This window comes from Streptomyces sp. NPDC056347 (assembly GCF_042262625.1).
Taxonomy (GTDB): Bacteria; Actinomycetota; Actinomycetes; order Streptomycetales; family Streptomycetaceae; genus Streptomyces.
The window spans coordinates 26,390-41,715 of record NZ_JBHJQP010000059.1 but is presented as its reverse complement, the minus strand read 5'-3'; the positions used below and the strand labels follow the sequence as shown (position 1 = coordinate 41,715).

The following is a 15,326-nucleotide window of genomic DNA, read 5'->3' as shown; positions in this document are numbered from 1 at the left end:
TCGAGCTACCCACCTCAGTGGCCTCAACCGACCCTCACTCACGCACCGAAAGAATCACCATCTTCCCAACCGAATTGCAGGAAAACGACCTCTTAAGGGTGACGGGGTCGGTCTCGTCTCCGTCGATGGCGAGGATGAGCCGGCCGGATTCCTTGCCGTACTCGGAGTCGGGCTCCTGGGGTTGATGCCTGCGTAGGCGACGGTGAAGGCGATGCCCGTCGGCGTCCAATTGGGTTAATCCGTTGCGGAATGCGTGGTGGATTGGTCCAGGATCTTTTTTCACCCGATCAAGTCGGGGACCAATCCGCCCCGCAGGCCAGAACCGAATTCGCCGCGTGAGGGACGAAGAGAAGGATCAGCGCGTACTGCCAGGTCTGCCGCGTCTGGCGCTGGGTGCGCTGAGCGGGGCGTTGGCCGGCTTCGCGGCGCTGGCGGTGGCCGAACTGGTTGCGGGGGCGTTGCATCCGCAGTCCAGTCCGGTCGTCGCGGTGGGCGGCGCATCCATCGACGCGACGCCCGCCGAGGTCAAGGACTGGGCGATCTGCCGCTTCGGCACCGACGACAAGCTCGTGCTGCAGCTCGGCATCCTTGCCGTGCTGACCGTACTGGCTCTGGTGCTGGGAGTGCTGGCGATGCGGTTCCGTCGGGTTGGAGCCGTCGGGGTCCTTCTCTTCGGGGCCGTCGGGGCAACTGCCGCCGTCGGCCGTCCCGACTCCACCGGCTTCACCGACGCGCTGCCCTCCGTGGTGGGAGCTGTGGCCGGGGCTCTGCTTCTGTACGTCCTGGTCAGCCGCCTGACTGCGGTGACGTTCCCACTGGCGTCGGCAACCGAGTCCATGGCCGAGGAAGTGGGAGCCGGTCCGCCCACCTCCGAGGGGTGGGACCGGAGGGGATTCGTTCTCGCGGCCGCGTCCGCCGCGGCGGCCTCCGCTGTGGTGGGCACGGTCGGCCGGTCGCTGAACGCCTCGCGCGGTCAGGAAGCGATCGCCTCACGCAGGAAGGTCGTGCTGCCCCCTCCTGGGTCACCGGCGAGGCCGGCACACAAGAGGGCTGGGCCACGAGTCCCCGGAATCAGCCCCTTCGTCACCCCGAACGACGACTTCTACCGGGTGGACACCGCACTGGTGGTGCCCAAGGTGGCTGCCACCGGCTGGCGGTTGCGTATCCACGGCACGGGCGTGCGCCGCCCGGTCACGTACTCCTTCGACGACTTGCTGCGCAGGGAGCTGATCGAGCGGGACATCACCCTGACCTGCGTGTCGAACGAGGTCGGCGGGCCCTATGTCGGTAACGCACGCTGGACCGGCGTGCGGCTGGCCGACCTGCTGGCCGAATGCGGGGTCAAGGCTCCGTCCCGGGGCGGCCCGGCGGACCAGTTGGTGGCGCGGTCGGTGGACGGCATGACGATCGGCAGCCCCGTCGAGGACCTGTTGGACGGCCGGGACGCCATGCTCGCCCTCGGCATGAACGGTGAACCGCTGCCCTTCGCACACGGTTTCCCGGTGCGGATGGTCGTCCCCGGCCTCTACGGATACGTCTCCGCCTGCAAGTGGATCAAGGACATCGAGCTCGCCACCTTCGATTCCTACGATGCGTACTGGGTCAAGCGGGGCTGGGCCCGCAAGGCCCCGATCAAGACCGAGTCCCGCATCGACACGCCCAAGCCCTTCGCCCGGCCCAAGGCCGGAACAGTGATGGTCGCCGGCGTCGCCTGGGCCCAGCACCGAGGCATCGACAGGGTCGAGGTCCGTATCGACGACGGGCCCTGGCAGGAAGCCCACCTGGCCGCCGAGGACAGCCGGGACACCTGGCGCCAGTGGTCGATTCCCTGGCAGGCCAGCAAGGGCGGCCACACCCTCACCGTGCGAGCTACCGACCGCACCGGCACAGTTCAGACCGACAGACGCGCCCGCACTGTCCCGGACGGCGCCAGCGGACAGCACTCCGTGGTCGTGACCGTCGACTGATCGCCTGCCCCGTCACAAGTGGGCGGTGGCCTTACCGAACCACCTTTCCGCAACATCCCCGAGTGCAGCCGCACCGCGGCCGCACCGTCCAACAGGAGAACATGATGAACACCCGCATCCGTCGTACCGCCGGCCTTCTCGCCGCTGCCGCCGTCCTGCCGCTGGCCCTGAGTGCCTGCTCCAACGGCAGCAGTGACTCGGGGAAGTCCGACTCCTCGGACAAGGTGTCGGCACCGGCAATCAGGAGCAGCGACGGCATGAGCGGCTCCAACGACGCGAGCAGCATGGCCCAGCCGTTCGGCCCCGCCTGTTCGGCCGTGCCGAAGAACGGCGCCGGGTCCTTCGACGGCATGGCAAAGGCCCCGGTCGCCACCGCAGCCTCCAACAATCCGGCCCTGTCCACGCTGGTTTCGGCGGTGAAGAAGGCCGGACTGGTCGACACCCTCAATAACGCGCAGAACATCACCGTGTTCGCGCCGACCAACGACGCCTTCAAGAAGATCCCGAAGGCCACCCTGGACACGGTGCTGAACGACAAGGCTCAGCTGGCCAAGATCCTCACCTACCACGTCGTCGGCCAGAAGCTCGCTCCGAAGGACTTGGAAAACGGCTCCTTCGACACACTGGAGAAGTCGAAGGTGATGACCTCCGGCTCGGGTGAGTCCTACACGGTGAATGACTCCGCCAAGGTGGTCTGCGGCAACGTCCAGACCGCCAACGCCAACGTCTACATCGTCGACACGGTCCTCATGCCCAAGAGCTGACACCGCACCGGACCGAGGACACGCGCCCTGCCCGGTCGCCTTGACGGGAGGCGATCACGGCAGCACGTTTGCCTCGTGCAGGGCGTCCGAACAGGCCCGATCGGCCAGGCCTGTTCGGACGCCCCTCGTCAAGTGGGATGGGCCGCAGACCTTGGGGCCCGCGAACCAGCTCCCTGACATCGCCGTTCATCCGTCCGGGGACGGAGACAGAACCATGGGACGACCATCCTGCGCGATGTCGAGCCGGCGGGCGACAGATGCCCGTAGCGGTAGCGGGTAACGCCCGAACGTCAGTAGGGAAGTTTACTCGTCCGTCGGTGCGGCCGGTTGCATACAGGAATCCGTTGAACGTATGCCTGGCTTCGGCGCGTGCTGATCTGGGGACACCGGGGACTCCTTCACCGCGCGCGGCACCGTCAGCAGGGCTCTGGTCGACCAGGGCTTCAAGACCCAGGTCGTCACACACGGAGCCGACCTCGGCATCGACGTGGAGATCGTCCAACGCGACCCGCAGCACAAGGGGTTCGTCCCGCAACCGAAGCGGTGGAGAGTTGAGCAGACCTACGGGATCTTGATACTGCACCGGCGTCTGGTCCGCGACTACGAACACCGCCCCTCCTCCTCGTCCTCCCGCGTCTACTGGGCCATGACCCATGTGATGGTCCGACGCCTCACCGGCGCGAACACCCCCACCTGGCGCGAAGCGGCAGCAACCGCGTGAACATCCGGCCTCTCCTTCAGGCACTGGACATCCAGGAAGAAGCGGCCCGGGCCCTGGCCGACGACCTCCGCGCGCAGATCGACGAGTTGCAGACCCAGTTGCGGGAGGTCGAGACCCACCTCGAACACCTCGCGATCACCCGCGCGACCGACACCGGCCTCGCCGACCGGATTCCCGCCTCCCCGCCGGAACTGCCCGAGCATCCCGACTACGCCCGCATCCTCACCGTGTTCAACGAGGACACCGGGCCACTGCGGGCCAAGGACGTCTGCCAGGCCCTCGGCAACGAACTCCTGCCCAAGAACGTCGAGGGCACCCGAGCCAAGCTGAAACGCCTGGTCAAACTCGGCGTCCTCACTGAACCTGACACGGGCAGCTTCACCAGGAAGCAGTAGCCACCGCTACAACCAGCACCCCTGACACAACGCTCATACGGAAACGGACATCACTTCACGAACCGTCCACTAAAATCGCCCACGAGGCGGTTTCTCCGCATCTCTATGTACTCCCTCACGAGCAGGGCATCAGGCCCTTCCGAACGATGAGAGCAGGAGATGACATCCACGAATGAACAAGCGAAGGGTGCCGCGCCCCAGCCGCGTCGGCGACGTCCGGGCATGCCCGGTCGCCGCACCGCCGGCTGCCTGGCCGCGCTCGCCTTCGGTATCGGCAGCAGCTCGTTAGCCCTGGCGCCCGCGGCGCACTCCCAGACGGAGGAAGGAGCGGTGACGGTCCGGGTGATCCGGGCCGTCGACAACAGCGGAGTGTGGACACCCGCGCTGGAGCCGGGCCTCGCGGGCGTGAAGGTAATTCTCAGCGACGACGCCGGGAAGGGCGTCGAGGGGACCACCGCGGCCGACGGCACCGTGACGCTGACCCCCGCGGCGGGCGGCTCCGCCGGCGGCAAGTACCGCGTACAGGTGGTGAATCCGAAGCCGGGTGTGCTGTTCCCGGCCTTCGCCTCACGCCAAGGGCTGGACGGCGCGCCCAACCAGTTGAGCAGCAACGAGGAGTTCGTCGACCTCTCCGACCAGAAGAACGTGTCGTACACCACGGGATTGTGGAGTCCGGCCGACTACTGCCAGAAGAACGCACCACTGGTGACGACCTGTCAGCCGACCACGCGCGAGGGCGCGGCCCAGCGCACGCTGGTCTCCTTCCCGTACAGCGCACGTGGCCAGGACGGCGTGGATGTCGACGTCACGGACATCGCCACCAACGCCGAGACCGGCACACTGTTCGGCATCGCGTGGAACAAGGCCGACCAGCGGGTGTTCTCCTCGGCAGTGGCCAAACGCACCACGGACTACGGTCCCGGCGGCGCCGGGGGCATCTACGTGACCGACCGCGCGCAGAAGAAGACCGCCCTGTTCACCGTCGTCCCGGACGCGGGGACGGCAGTCCACGGTCCGGGTACGGACGACGCCTTCCTCGCCACGCCCGGCAAGGAGAGCCTGGGCGGCATCAAGATCACGGATGACGGCAAGGACCTGTTCGTCGTCAACCTCAACAACCGCAAGCTCTACCGCTACGACGCCACATCGGCCACCGCGGCCGCGCCCAGGGCCTCCGTCACCATCCCGGACCCCGGCTGTCCGGCGGCGGGGGACTGGCGCCCGTTCGGTCTCGGCCTGCACGACGGCGTCGGGTACGTCGGCGGGGTGTGCTCCGGCGAGTCCACCGGGAAGCTCACGGACCTGCGCGCCGTGGTCCTGCCCTTCGACCTCGACACCGGAGCGTTCCGCGAGCCGGTGCTGGACCAGCCGCTCGACTACCCGCGCCAGTCCACGGTCGGCGGTGGCCCGTGCGACGGTGCGGGCTGGTTCGCGTGGACGAACACCTACCCGGACTCGCAGAACGGCCGTCCGTGCGGCAACTCCACCATCGCCAACCCCGAACCGCAGTTGGGCGAGATCGACTTCGAGTCCGACGGCTCGATGCTGCTGGCCTTCCGCGACCGCTTCGGCGACCGCGCGCCGGCCGGCCCCACGCCGAACTCCGCCGCCGTCGTCATGTCGGGCGGTGACCTGAACAAGGCCTGCTTGGCGGACGGCATGTACGTGATGGACACCAACAACGGTTGCGGGCTCTCCCCCCGGGGCACCCGCTTCTTCGACACCAGCTGGGGTGGTCACCGCAACACGGCGTTCGCCGGCATGGCGCTCTCCAGGACCGAGAACACCATCGCGACCTCCGCCTTCGACCCCAACCACACCGCGCTCGGGTACGGCACGTCGTTCCTCCAGCGCGACGGCACGCAGGACCCTAAGTTCGGCCTGCGCCTCAACCCGCCGGGCACCGTCGCCCCGTTCGGCAAGGGTGCCTCGATGGGTGACCTGGAGGTGCTCTGCGACCAGGCCCCGCTCCAGATCGGCAACCGGGTCTGGTACGACCCCGAGCGCACGGGTGTCCAGAGGCCGGGCCAGCGCCCGGTCGTGGGCGCCACCGTCCACCTGTACGACGAGTCGGGCAAGCTCGTGGGCACGACCAGGACGACGGAGCGCGGCGAGTACTACTTCGACGACTCCAATGTCACCGGTGGCCTCCGGCCGAAGACCAAATACACCATCCGCCTCGACGAACCGGCCGACTACGCCAAGGGCGGTCCGCTCCACCAGTGGGTGCCGACCGAGGCGGATGTCGGCGACAACCACTTCATCGACTCCAAGGGCGTCGTGCCGCGCGGGGCGAAGTTCCCGGAACGGGCGTTGACCACCGGCGGGCCCGGGGAGAACGACCACACCTACGACTTCGGCTTCCGGCAGCAGGAAGGCGAACTGCGCCTGGTCAAGCACGACCAGGACGGCAAGGCCCTGGCCCGGGCCGAGTTCCAGCTGTGGAAGGAGACGAACGGCTCCGACGAGCTGCAGACCTCCGGGGCGGATCCGGACACGAAGGTCGGCAAGCCGTGCACGACCGGGACGGACGGCCTCTGCCGCGGCACCGGCGCACCGGGCACGTACTACTGGCAGGAGGTCAGCCCGCCCGCCGGCTACGCCGCACCGGACGTGGCGGTGTTCGGGCCGCTCGTACTGACCTCCGACAACCTCGACGACGGGGTCTCGGTGACAGCGGTCAACCGTCGGCTGCCCGGCACCAAGCCGACACCGACACCGACGGCATCGGCCCCCGGCAAACCGGGACCGCCGGGTTCACCGGGGGCTCCGGGGGCGCCCGGCCGCACATCCGGCTCGGGTCTGGCGGCCACCGGCACGAGCGGGATGGTCCCGCTGGCCCTGGCAGGCTGCGCCGCACTCACGGTCCTCGGAGCGGCACTGGTCGTCGTGATGCGCAGGCGAAGGACACAGCACCGCTAGCCCCGGACCGGGGCGACCGGCACCGGTGACCGTCCGGGCCGGTTCGGGCGGGTTCGCGGACCAGTGGTTCGCGGGCCCGCCCTCCTGTGCGACCGACCCATGAGAGAAGGCGAACGCATGGCGCGGAAGAGGAAGACCGACGGCCGGGCGCGGCGTCGGGCCCTCTGGTGGAGAGCACTGATCGCGGTCGCGGCGTGCGGCGCGGCGGTGGGCGGTCTGGCCGCCTACCGGTACCACTCCGGCGACGCCGCCTCCGCCGAGCGGCCGGTGACGATGGAGGAAGCGTCCAGGCTGGCGCTCTCGCGGCTGAATCTGTTCCAGGCCAGTCCCGTGGCGGTGACCCTGACCGCCGCCGAGGGCGGTGGTGTGGCGGTGCGGGTCGAGGGGGTCGTGGACTACCGCAACCACCGGGGGGTGGGGAGCTACCGGATCACCGGATCCTCCGGCGCTTCCGGCCCCGCCACCGGACAGCTCGACCACGGGCTGGTCGTCTGGGACACCGGCGGCCTCGGCCTGGCGCCCGCACCCGAGGGAGGCGACGGGCCGCCCTGGCGGCAGGCCGAGCGCATCCCGCGCTCGGGCTGGTCCCCCCGTTCCTACACGGCCGATCCCCTGGACGCCGGGCTGCAGTTGCTGATCGGGCTCGGCGCGGACCGCCCCGACAACCCGCTGCTGCTCGCGCAGTCCGGTGCGCGTCTGCTGGGTCACGACCGCGTCGACGGCCGCGCCTACGACCGGTTCGCCGGGCCGCGCGCCCAGGGCTCCACGCCCGGTACGGGGCCCGACGACGGGCGGTCGCCGTTGACGTACTGGGTCGACGGTGACGGCAACCTGCGGCGTGTGACGATGCGGATGGCGAGCCTGGGCACTCCAACCACCCTGGAGTTCCTCGGCCGTGAGAGCCGTGCGAAGCTCCCCGAGGCGCCGTGGGGCACCGGCTGACGGGGCGGTGCCGGGGCGGCCCCCGCGTGCACGGGGGCCGACCGTCCGCCTCGGCCCGCGCCCCGGGGCGGCACGGCGAGCGGCGCCGGGGTCAGTGGGCGCGCGGCAGGGCGTCCACGTCCTTCGGGAGCGGGTAGGCGGCCGCGTCGACGGCCCCCGGCAGGCCGGTCGCCGGGGTGCCGGGCACCGTGGGGTCCGGCATGGACGGCTGGGCGGGCGGGGCCGGCACCCGGTTGAACGGGACACCGGGCGGCGCCTGCACCGCCACTGTCCGGCCGGCGGGCAGTGTGCCCCGGGTACGGGCGCCGCAGCCGGCGCGTCCCTCCAGGCCGTTCGGGCTCTGGGTGCCGGGCCGGTTGCCCGCGAAGCAGTTGCCCGGGTCGGCCGAGGCCAGCACGAGGTCGATGCCGTTGCCGGTGATGCGGTTGCCTTCGACGCGGTTGCCGCTCGCCGGATGCCCCGGCGGGTCGGTGACGACCACACCGGCCGCCCTGTTGCCCCGCACCAGATTGCGCTGGACGCGGTTCGCGGTCCCGCCGCCGATGCCGATACCGATACCGAAGCCCCCGTCCGCCTGCTCGGGTGTGCCGGCGGCGTTGTTGTCGGCGACCACATTGCCCGCGATCACCGCGCCGTGCTGCGGGGCGAGGGCCTCCAGGTCGTTGGAGTTGACCGTGATGCCGACCCTGTTGCGGACCACGCGGTTGCCCAGCACCGACAGGCTGTCCGACGCGTTGGTCATTTCGATGCCGACCGCGTTGTGTTCCACGGTGTTTCCGCGGACGACGGTGGCGCACGGCTTGCACTGGCCGACATAGATGCCGGAGTCGGCGTGCCCGGAGGCATAGGAGTCCTCGATCACGCCGTCGCGCGCGTCGAAGGCGTAGATGCCGTACAGGCCGTTGTTGTACGCCGTGACCCGTGTCGCGCGAAAGCCCCGGACGGGAGGGAAGCGGGTGGTGTCCAGCGGGTCGTAGGCGGAGCCGCCCGCACCACGCTGCTGCAACCGCTCGTCGGTGACTCCGGTGAACAGTACGCCGTTGGCGAGGTAGCCGTGCACGGTGAGGTTCTCCACCACCGAGCCGGCTCCGGTCACGGTGATGCCGTTGGACCGGCGCAGCCCGCCGTCGAAGACCACCTTGTTGCGGTCCGTTCCGCGCAGCACCAGGCGAGGCTTCGTGACGCGTACGCTCTCCCGGTACACGCCCGGAGCGATCAGCACGGTCTCGCCCTCACGAGCGATGTCCACCGCCTGCTGCACCGAGGGGAAATCCTGCGGGACGCGCAGCACGCTCCCCGCCGGGTGCCGCGCCTTCTCGGGCGGCGCCCCCGTGCCGGAGCATCCGGTGGCCGCCCAGGCGAACGCGAAGACCACAATCGACAGCCGCAGCGCCGCCCGTAACTTCCTCTTCGGGGCTCCCGTGCGGTTCAACAGGCTTTCTGTGAACAGGGTTTGCATGGCAGCTGTTTTATCGTCTCCAATAGGCCTATGCCCACTGAACAGGGAAATGCGCAGGATCCGCACCGGCCCGCGGGGACCGGTTTGGGGCGGCGTCGCGCACTGCTCGCGGCGGGAGCCGTGCTCGCTGCCGGAGCCGGTGCGGCGGCCGACGAGGCGGCGAGGGGTGACCGCACCGTCGGCCGCGCCACCGCCGGCGCGCCGGCGGCCGAGGCGGCGATTCCCTTCCACGGCGCGCGGCAGGCCGGCGTCGCGGCTCCCCAGCAGCCGGCGACGTACCTGCTCGCCTTCGACCTTCCCCGGACGTCGTCAGCCGCGGGTCGCCGAGCCCTCCGCAAGGTCCTCGGCGCGCTGACCGAGACCCTCGCCGCCGCGGCCTCCGACGGCCCGGCCGACCCGCGGCTCCAGGGTGGAGGCACGACTCGGCTCACCTCTCTGGTCGGCATCGGTCCCGCTCTCGCCGCCCGGCTCGCGCTCGACGTCCCGGCCTCGTTCGGCGAGTTGCCGCCGTTCCCGGGCGACCGTCTCGACCCGCGCCGCAGCAACGGCGACCTGCTGGTCCAGCTCTGCGCGGCCGACCGCTGGACGCTCACCGTCGTCGCCGAGCTCGTCGGCGGGGCCGCACGCACCGCCGGTGCCGTGCCCCGCTGGACCCAGTCCGGCTTCCTGCCCCACACGCCCCCGGGTACCACCCCGCGCAATCTGTTCGGCACCAAGGACGGCACCGCCAACCCCGATCACGCGGCGGCCGAACGGTGGGTCTGGGGGCCGTCCGGAGGCCACGGGGACAGCACCGTTCTCGTCTACCGCAGGATCCGCATGGACGTCACCGGCTTCGCTTCCCTCTCCGAGAGCCGGCGCGACCGGGCGATCGGCCGCCGTACCCACGACGGCGTCGCCCTCAGCGGCACTGCCGAGCACGACGAGCCGGACATCTACACCAAGAACCCCGACGGCTCCTACGTCATCCCCGCCACCGCCCACGTGCGGCTCGCCAGTCCCCGCTTCGACGGCGGCGCACGTATGCTCCGCCGCAGCTACAGCTACGACGACGGCCCGTCCGACCGCGGTCTTCTCTTCTGTGCCTTCATGCGCGACCCCGCCCAGTTCACCCGCGTCCAGAACCGCCTGGCCGCCCGCGACGCGCTCAACCCGTTCCTCCGGCACCGGGCCTCGGCAGTGGCCTACGTGCTGCCCGGCGCGGCATCCGCCGGGACTCTCGGCGACCACCTCTGGACGTGAGGTCCGCCTCGCGGCGGTGAGTGCGGAATGATGGCTGCGCACACCCGCTGATCCACGTGGCCGTCCCGGCGGCGCTCATGCGCACCGGGCCCGGCCGGCCGCCCCTCGACCACACGTCCGGCACCGCCGACCGGTGCGGGGCGCCGTCGGGCGATCTCTCGCGGAGCCGTGGACGACCCGCCGGACCGCCCGGTGCTGCACCGTCAGCCCCTGGCGCAGGAAGGGAGGACCCTTGCGCAAGCTGCTGAGCGATGCGCTCCACACGCTCGTGCCGCCCCGTGGTGACCGCCACGGTCCGCTGCCTCCCCTGCTGCTGACGCTGACCGTGGTCACCGGACTGGTCGACGCGGTCAGCTATCTGGGGCTCGGGCGTGTCTTCGTCGCCAACATGACCGGCAATGTGGTGTTCCTCGGATTCGCGCTCGCCGGCGCACCGGGACTGTCCGCGCTCGCCTCCGTCGTCGCGCTCGTGGCGTTCCTGACGGGCGCGCTGGTGGGCGGCGGGCTGGGCAGCCGGTTCGCGGCCCATCGCGGCAGGCTGCTGTGGACCTCTGCGGCCGGGCAGACTCTCCTGCTCGTCGTCGCCGTGGTGGCCGCGTCGGTCACCGGCGGGCAGGTCACCACCGGCGTCCAGTACACACTGGTCGTGTCCCTGGGGGTCGCGATGGGGATGCAGAACGCCGTCGCCCGGCGTCTCGGCGTCCCCGATCTCACCACGACCGTACTGACCCTGACGCTCACGGGGCTCGCCGCGGACTCCACCGTCGCGGGCGGTGCAGCGCCGCGGCCCGGTCGCCGGATCCTGTCGGTGCTGGCCATGCTCCTGGGTGCGCTCGTCGGGGCCGCACTGGTCCTGAACGGCCATCTCGTGCTCACCCTGGCGCTTTCGGCCCTGCTGCTCGCGGTGGTCTCCGCGGTGACGTGCCGGCTCTCGGCGATCGACGCGCCCTGGGCCACGTCACCGTCGTAACCATCCCGATGTCGCCCGCCGGTCTCCCGCACGGCACGACGGATCCCATGCACCGCACCGGTGGGCCGGTCAGCGGGCGGGGGCGGGGCCGCCGGGCCGGAAGCGCTCCACCCCGACGATGTGCCGCACCTTGACCGGCCGCACGATCACCGCGACCCGCCGCTCCCCCGGCATGATCCACTCGAATCGCTCCACGCCCAGGTACTTGCGGGCCAACCGGTCCATCCGGTCGTGCGCCTCCACGCCCTCGACGAAGCGGGCCACCACGCCCCTGATCTGCACCCGGTCGAAGGGGTCGGTCACATCCGCGTGCGAGAGGTGGACACGGGGGTCGCGGCGCAGGTTCTCCTCCTTCACCCGGCCCACCGAAGTGTTGAACGTCAGCTCGTCCTCCCCCTCCAGGTCCACCCACATCGGGCTGACCTGCGGTGCCCCGTCGGCGGACACGGTGCCCACGTACCAGATGTTGGGGGCTCGCAGCCGGGCGCGGACGGCTTCGTCGAAGAGCGCTGTCATTCCCGGAGAATACCCATCAGGACGAAGTGAACAATTCGCGTGAACCACCGGGCCGGCGACCGTGAAGATCCGGCCGGTTTTGACGCCTTCTCGGATGCGGTCCGCCGGGCCGTTCGACGCAGGGCTCCCGCACGGTTAGCGTTGCGGCCCCGATTCGGCGGTACGACGAAGGAATTCCCGTGCTCCAGACCACCGCGCCGCACGGCGCTCCGCAGCGATGAATCAGATGGATCACCCGCCCGGAGTACAGGCGAACGGTCCTCGTGCCGTAGCCGCGGGGGGCAACATCGAGGGGCCCGTCTTCACCGGCGACGTCACGATCAACTCCGGATCCGCCCGCCGCCCGGCCACCTTGGAGGGCAACCTCCGTGTCCTCGCCCGGCGGCTCCTCGCCGAGCTGAGACGGGACCGGGTCCAACAGCAGCTGCGGAGCGGGAAGCCGCTGCCCCTGCACTGCCGGGCGGCGCCGGACGAGCTGACCGGATCGGGGAACGGGGCCCGGGAGATCTCGGCGGCACTGGCGAGCGCCACGCCCCTGGACCTGACCGATCGGCTCGACGCCTTCGCGGCCGTCTACCGGCAGGACAGGCGCAGCCGGCTCATGGTGCTGGGCCGGGCCGGTTCCGGCAAGTCCGTCCTGGTCCGGCGCTTCGCACAGGGCTGGCTGGAAGAAGGTGACTGGCAGGACGAAGAGCTGGTTCCGGTCGTTTTCAGCCTGGGTTCATGGGACCCCACCGCCATTCTCCTGAAGGACTGGCTGGCCGAGCGCCTGGAACGGGATCATCCCTTTCTCGCCAGGCGGCCGCCCGACGAGGCGACCTGGGCGGCCCAGTTGATCGAGGGAGGCCACGTACTGGCGGTCCTGGACGGGTTCGACGAGCTGGCAGCGGCCTTCCACGCACCCGCGCTGAAACAGCTCAGGGCCCACGAGCTGCCGCTCCTGCTGACCAGCCGCCCCGAGGCCCTCGAAGTCATCGCACCGGACGAAGGACTCTTTCCCGGCATAGCACTGACCGACCTCACCCATGAGGACTGCGCCGCCCGCCTCGGCGCGTCAGGCGCGTGGGCGCCCGTACTGGAACGGTTGAGCGACGATTCCGGGCGGCCGGGCGCGGAGCGGCTCGCCGCCGTGTTCACCACGCCTCTGATGCTCACCATGGCCGAGGCCTTCCGCGCGTCCGGCGGTGATCCCGCACAGCTGGTGAGAATCGCGGAGACCGATTCCGAGGAGGCGCTGGAGAAGCACCTGCTGGACGCGTTCGTTCCCCAGATGTACGACGCCGTCCTCAACCTGTCGATTCCCAGAGCCCGTCGGTGGAACGCCGAACGCGCGGGCCACTGGCTCGGCTGGCTCGCCTCGCACCTGAAGGACCGGAGAACCGGCACGGAGAAGTCCGACCTGCAGGACATCGAATGGTGGCAGCTGGGTACGACCGTCCGGCTGTCCACGCGCATGGCCGTCTCCGGCGCCTTGTGCGGGCTCGTGGCCGCGGTCGCGGCCACCGTTCTCCAGCTCCTGCTACGAGGCCCGGTACTCGTCGTCGTGGTCCTGAACGCTCTGGGCAGCGGGCTGTCGTTCGGGCTCATGCACGGATTCGCGTCGAAGTTCGAGGCCACGGGCGCGTTCAGGCCGTCCCGCATGGAGTTCCGGATCCGCGGCGTGGCCAGGGGCCCGAGAGCGAGGAGGGTCCGGGAATGCCTGCTTCCCAGGATCGGCGGCGGGCTGGCCGGCGGGCTGATCTTCGGAACGGTCTTCGGCAGCGGGGTCACGCTCTACGCGATCGTGCAGCTCTGCCCCTGTTCGCCCCTCTTGCTCCCGGCCGTCCTGCTCTTCGGGAACTGGTTCGTGGCCGGGCTCCTGATCGGGCTGGGGATCGGAGTCGTCCTCACTCTGGTGGCCTGGTTCGAGACGGACGCCAAGCCCGAGGAAACGGTCAGCCCGACGGCTCTGATGCGTACGAACCGCACCATCGTGCTCGTCCGGGCGACCGTGGTCGGGCTGGTTCTCGGGGTCGGATACGGAGCCGCCGTCACGTATTTCAACGGCTTCACCATCGGCCTTCCCTCCGCCATCGCGGTCGCGCTCTCGACGGCGGTCGGGGTCGGCACGCTGTCCGCGTGGGGCCGCTGGGTCCTGCTGGTCCGCTTCTGGCTGCCGCTGTCGGGGCGTCTTCCCTGGCGGATGGTCGCCTTCCTGGACGAGGCCCGCCGGCGCGGCGTACTGCGCCACGCCGGCGCGGTCTATCAGTTCCGCCACGCACGGCTGCGGGACCATCTCGCCGAGACCCACCGGCCACGCGGCCGGCCGGCGGAACCGGAGGCGGGCGAGCGGCCGGAAGCTACTGCCCGGAGCGCCGCCGGGCGAGATGGACGGTGACGTCGGCGGCCATCTCGACCCTCTCGGGCAGCACCTGCCCGATCCGGCTGAACACCTCTTCCCGTACCGGGGCGGGAAGGGTGAGGTAGGCCGAGACGGTGGAGAGGTAGCCGACGCAGTCGCGAGGGCTCATCGTCAGGCGCTGTGCGACCGTCACCTGCCGGACGTCGGTGAACCACCCGGACCGCTGGAGTTCCGTGCCCGGCCACTGCATGGTGTGCTCCGGCGGTGTGCCGTCCGGGGACGGGATGTCGTCGCTCTCCAGGAAGGGCGCCCGCACCGCGCGCACCGCTTCCTCGACGGCCGGGTCGGCCGGCCGCAGGGGGCCGCCGAACGAGGCGAGGACGCCGCCCGGCTCCAGTAGCGCGGCGATGCGCTCCCATCTGCCGTCCGGTTCGGTCCAGTGCAACGACGCTGCCGCGTACACCAGTTCGTACGCCTTGCCGACTCGCAGATCCTCGAAGGCCGCCCGCAGGGTGCGCACGTCCGCGGGCAGGTGCCGCCGCAATTCGGTGAGCATGGCCGCATCCGGATCGGTGGCGGTGACCGCAACCCCCCGCCCGGCGAACAGGCGGGTCGCCTTGCCCGTCCCCGCGCCGATCTCCAGAGCGGTCCGAACCGGACGGCCCGCATACGTCATCACCAGCTCGAAGAGCTCCGCGGGATACCCCGGCCGGAACCGCTCGTACGACTGTGCCACTGTTCCGAAGCTCAACGCGCGATCCGGCATACGACGCAGCCTGCCACGAGCCGCACCGCCCGCGCTTGTTCTTGTGCGGCAGGGGCCGATCCACGCTCACGGACGCTCCGAGCCGCGGGGCCCGCACCAGGATCGGTTCGCTGCCGTCATCGGCCCTTCCGTCCCCCTCGGGACTTCCGAGCGATCAGATCTCGCCAACCGACGCGCCCCTCCAGCCCCCTTTGAATCCCGGTGACAGCGCCGCCCGCGGGCCATGCCCCGCACCGTCCCCGGGTTCCAGAACCGGCCGAAACACAGGTGTTCGATATCCGGGCCCGATCGTTGAACCTCACGACCGTGCCGGGCGACCAC

11 protein-coding genes and 1 pseudogene are annotated in these 15,326 nt (G+C 70.7%); 9 read left to right on the top strand and 3 right to left on the bottom strand.

Annotated features, from left to right (window positions below; genetic code table 11):
• Positions 1–335 precede the first annotated feature (335 nt).
• From ACFCV8_RS16140 to ACFCV8_RS16115, 6 genes and pseudogenes are all read left to right on the top strand, one after another.
• Complete coding sequence (locus ACFCV8_RS16140; RefSeq protein ID WP_376685975.1) at positions 336–1,967, top strand: sulfite oxidase; 1,632 nt, start codon at positions 336–338, stop codon at positions 1,965–1,967.
• 104 nt (positions 1,968–2,071) lie between these two features.
• Positions 2,072–2,731 carry a fasciclin domain-containing protein gene (locus ACFCV8_RS16135; protein WP_376685974.1) on the top strand — a complete coding sequence of 220 codons (660 nt, stop codon included), beginning with the start codon at positions 2,072–2,074 and terminating at the stop codon, positions 2,729–2,731.
• A gap of 412 nt (positions 2,732–3,143) precedes the next feature.
• A pseudogene (locus ACFCV8_RS16130) lies at positions 3,144–3,452 on the top strand (IS5/IS1182 family transposase); the annotation flags it as partial.
• Positions 3,449–3,847, top strand: coding sequence for a hypothetical protein (locus ACFCV8_RS16125; protein WP_376685973.1), 399 nt, complete (start codon positions 3,449–3,451; stop codon positions 3,845–3,847). The pseudogene ACFCV8_RS16130 and the gene ACFCV8_RS16125, both read left to right, overlap by 4 nt.
• Before the next feature lie 222 nt (positions 3,848–4,069).
• Complete coding sequence (locus tag ACFCV8_RS16120; RefSeq protein WP_376685972.1) at positions 4,070–6,769, top strand: SdrD B-like domain-containing protein; 2,700 nt, start codon at positions 4,070–4,072, stop codon at positions 6,767–6,769.
• Positions 6,770–6,886: 117 nt separating this feature from the next.
• On the top strand, positions 6,887–7,711 hold the full coding sequence (locus ACFCV8_RS16115) for a hypothetical protein (RefSeq protein ID WP_376685971.1): 825 nt from the start codon (positions 6,887–6,889) through the stop codon (positions 7,709–7,711).
• A 91-nt stretch (positions 7,712–7,802) separates the two neighbouring features.
• Here ACFCV8_RS16115 and ACFCV8_RS16110 read toward each other — a convergent pair whose 3' ends face one another.
• Positions 7,803–9,143, bottom strand: a complete 1,341-nt coding sequence (locus tag ACFCV8_RS16110; protein WP_376685970.1) for a right-handed parallel beta-helix repeat-containing protein — start codon at positions 9,141–9,143, stop codon at positions 7,803–7,805.
• A 57-nt stretch (positions 9,144–9,200) separates the two neighbouring features.
• On the opposite strand from ACFCV8_RS16110, the gene ACFCV8_RS16105 reads away from it, so the two are divergent.
• Positions 9,201–10,412, top strand: coding sequence for a Dyp-type peroxidase (locus ACFCV8_RS16105; protein WP_376685969.1), 1,212 nt, complete (start codon positions 9,201–9,203; stop codon positions 10,410–10,412).
• Positions 10,413–10,644: 232 nt separating this feature from the next.
• Positions 10,645–11,382 (top strand): YoaK family protein, encoded by a 738-nt coding sequence (locus ACFCV8_RS16100; RefSeq protein WP_376685968.1) that lies wholly within the window; start codon positions 10,645–10,647, stop codon positions 11,380–11,382.
• 69 nt (positions 11,383–11,451) lie between these two features.
• Here the strand turns inward: ACFCV8_RS16100 and ACFCV8_RS16095 are convergent, their stop codons facing one another.
• Positions 11,452–11,898: a TIGR03618 family F420-dependent PPOX class oxidoreductase gene (locus tag ACFCV8_RS16095; protein ID WP_376685967.1), complete on the bottom strand. Its 447-nt coding sequence runs from the start codon at positions 11,896–11,898 to the stop codon at positions 11,452–11,454.
• A 217-nt stretch (positions 11,899–12,115) separates the two neighbouring features.
• Between ACFCV8_RS16095 and ACFCV8_RS16090 the strand changes: the two genes are divergently transcribed.
• Positions 12,116–14,275 (top strand): NACHT domain-containing protein, encoded by a 2,160-nt coding sequence (locus ACFCV8_RS16090; protein WP_376685966.1) that lies wholly within the window; start codon positions 12,116–12,118, stop codon positions 14,273–14,275.
• Here the strand turns inward: ACFCV8_RS16090 and ACFCV8_RS16085 are convergent.
• On the bottom strand, positions 14,238–14,990 hold the full coding sequence (locus tag ACFCV8_RS16085) for a class I SAM-dependent methyltransferase (protein WP_376685965.1): 753 nt from the start codon (positions 14,988–14,990) through the stop codon (positions 14,238–14,240). The two genes, ACFCV8_RS16090 and ACFCV8_RS16085, sit on opposite strands and share 38 nt — an antisense overlap.
• Between the last annotated feature and the right edge of the window lie 336 nt (positions 14,991–15,326).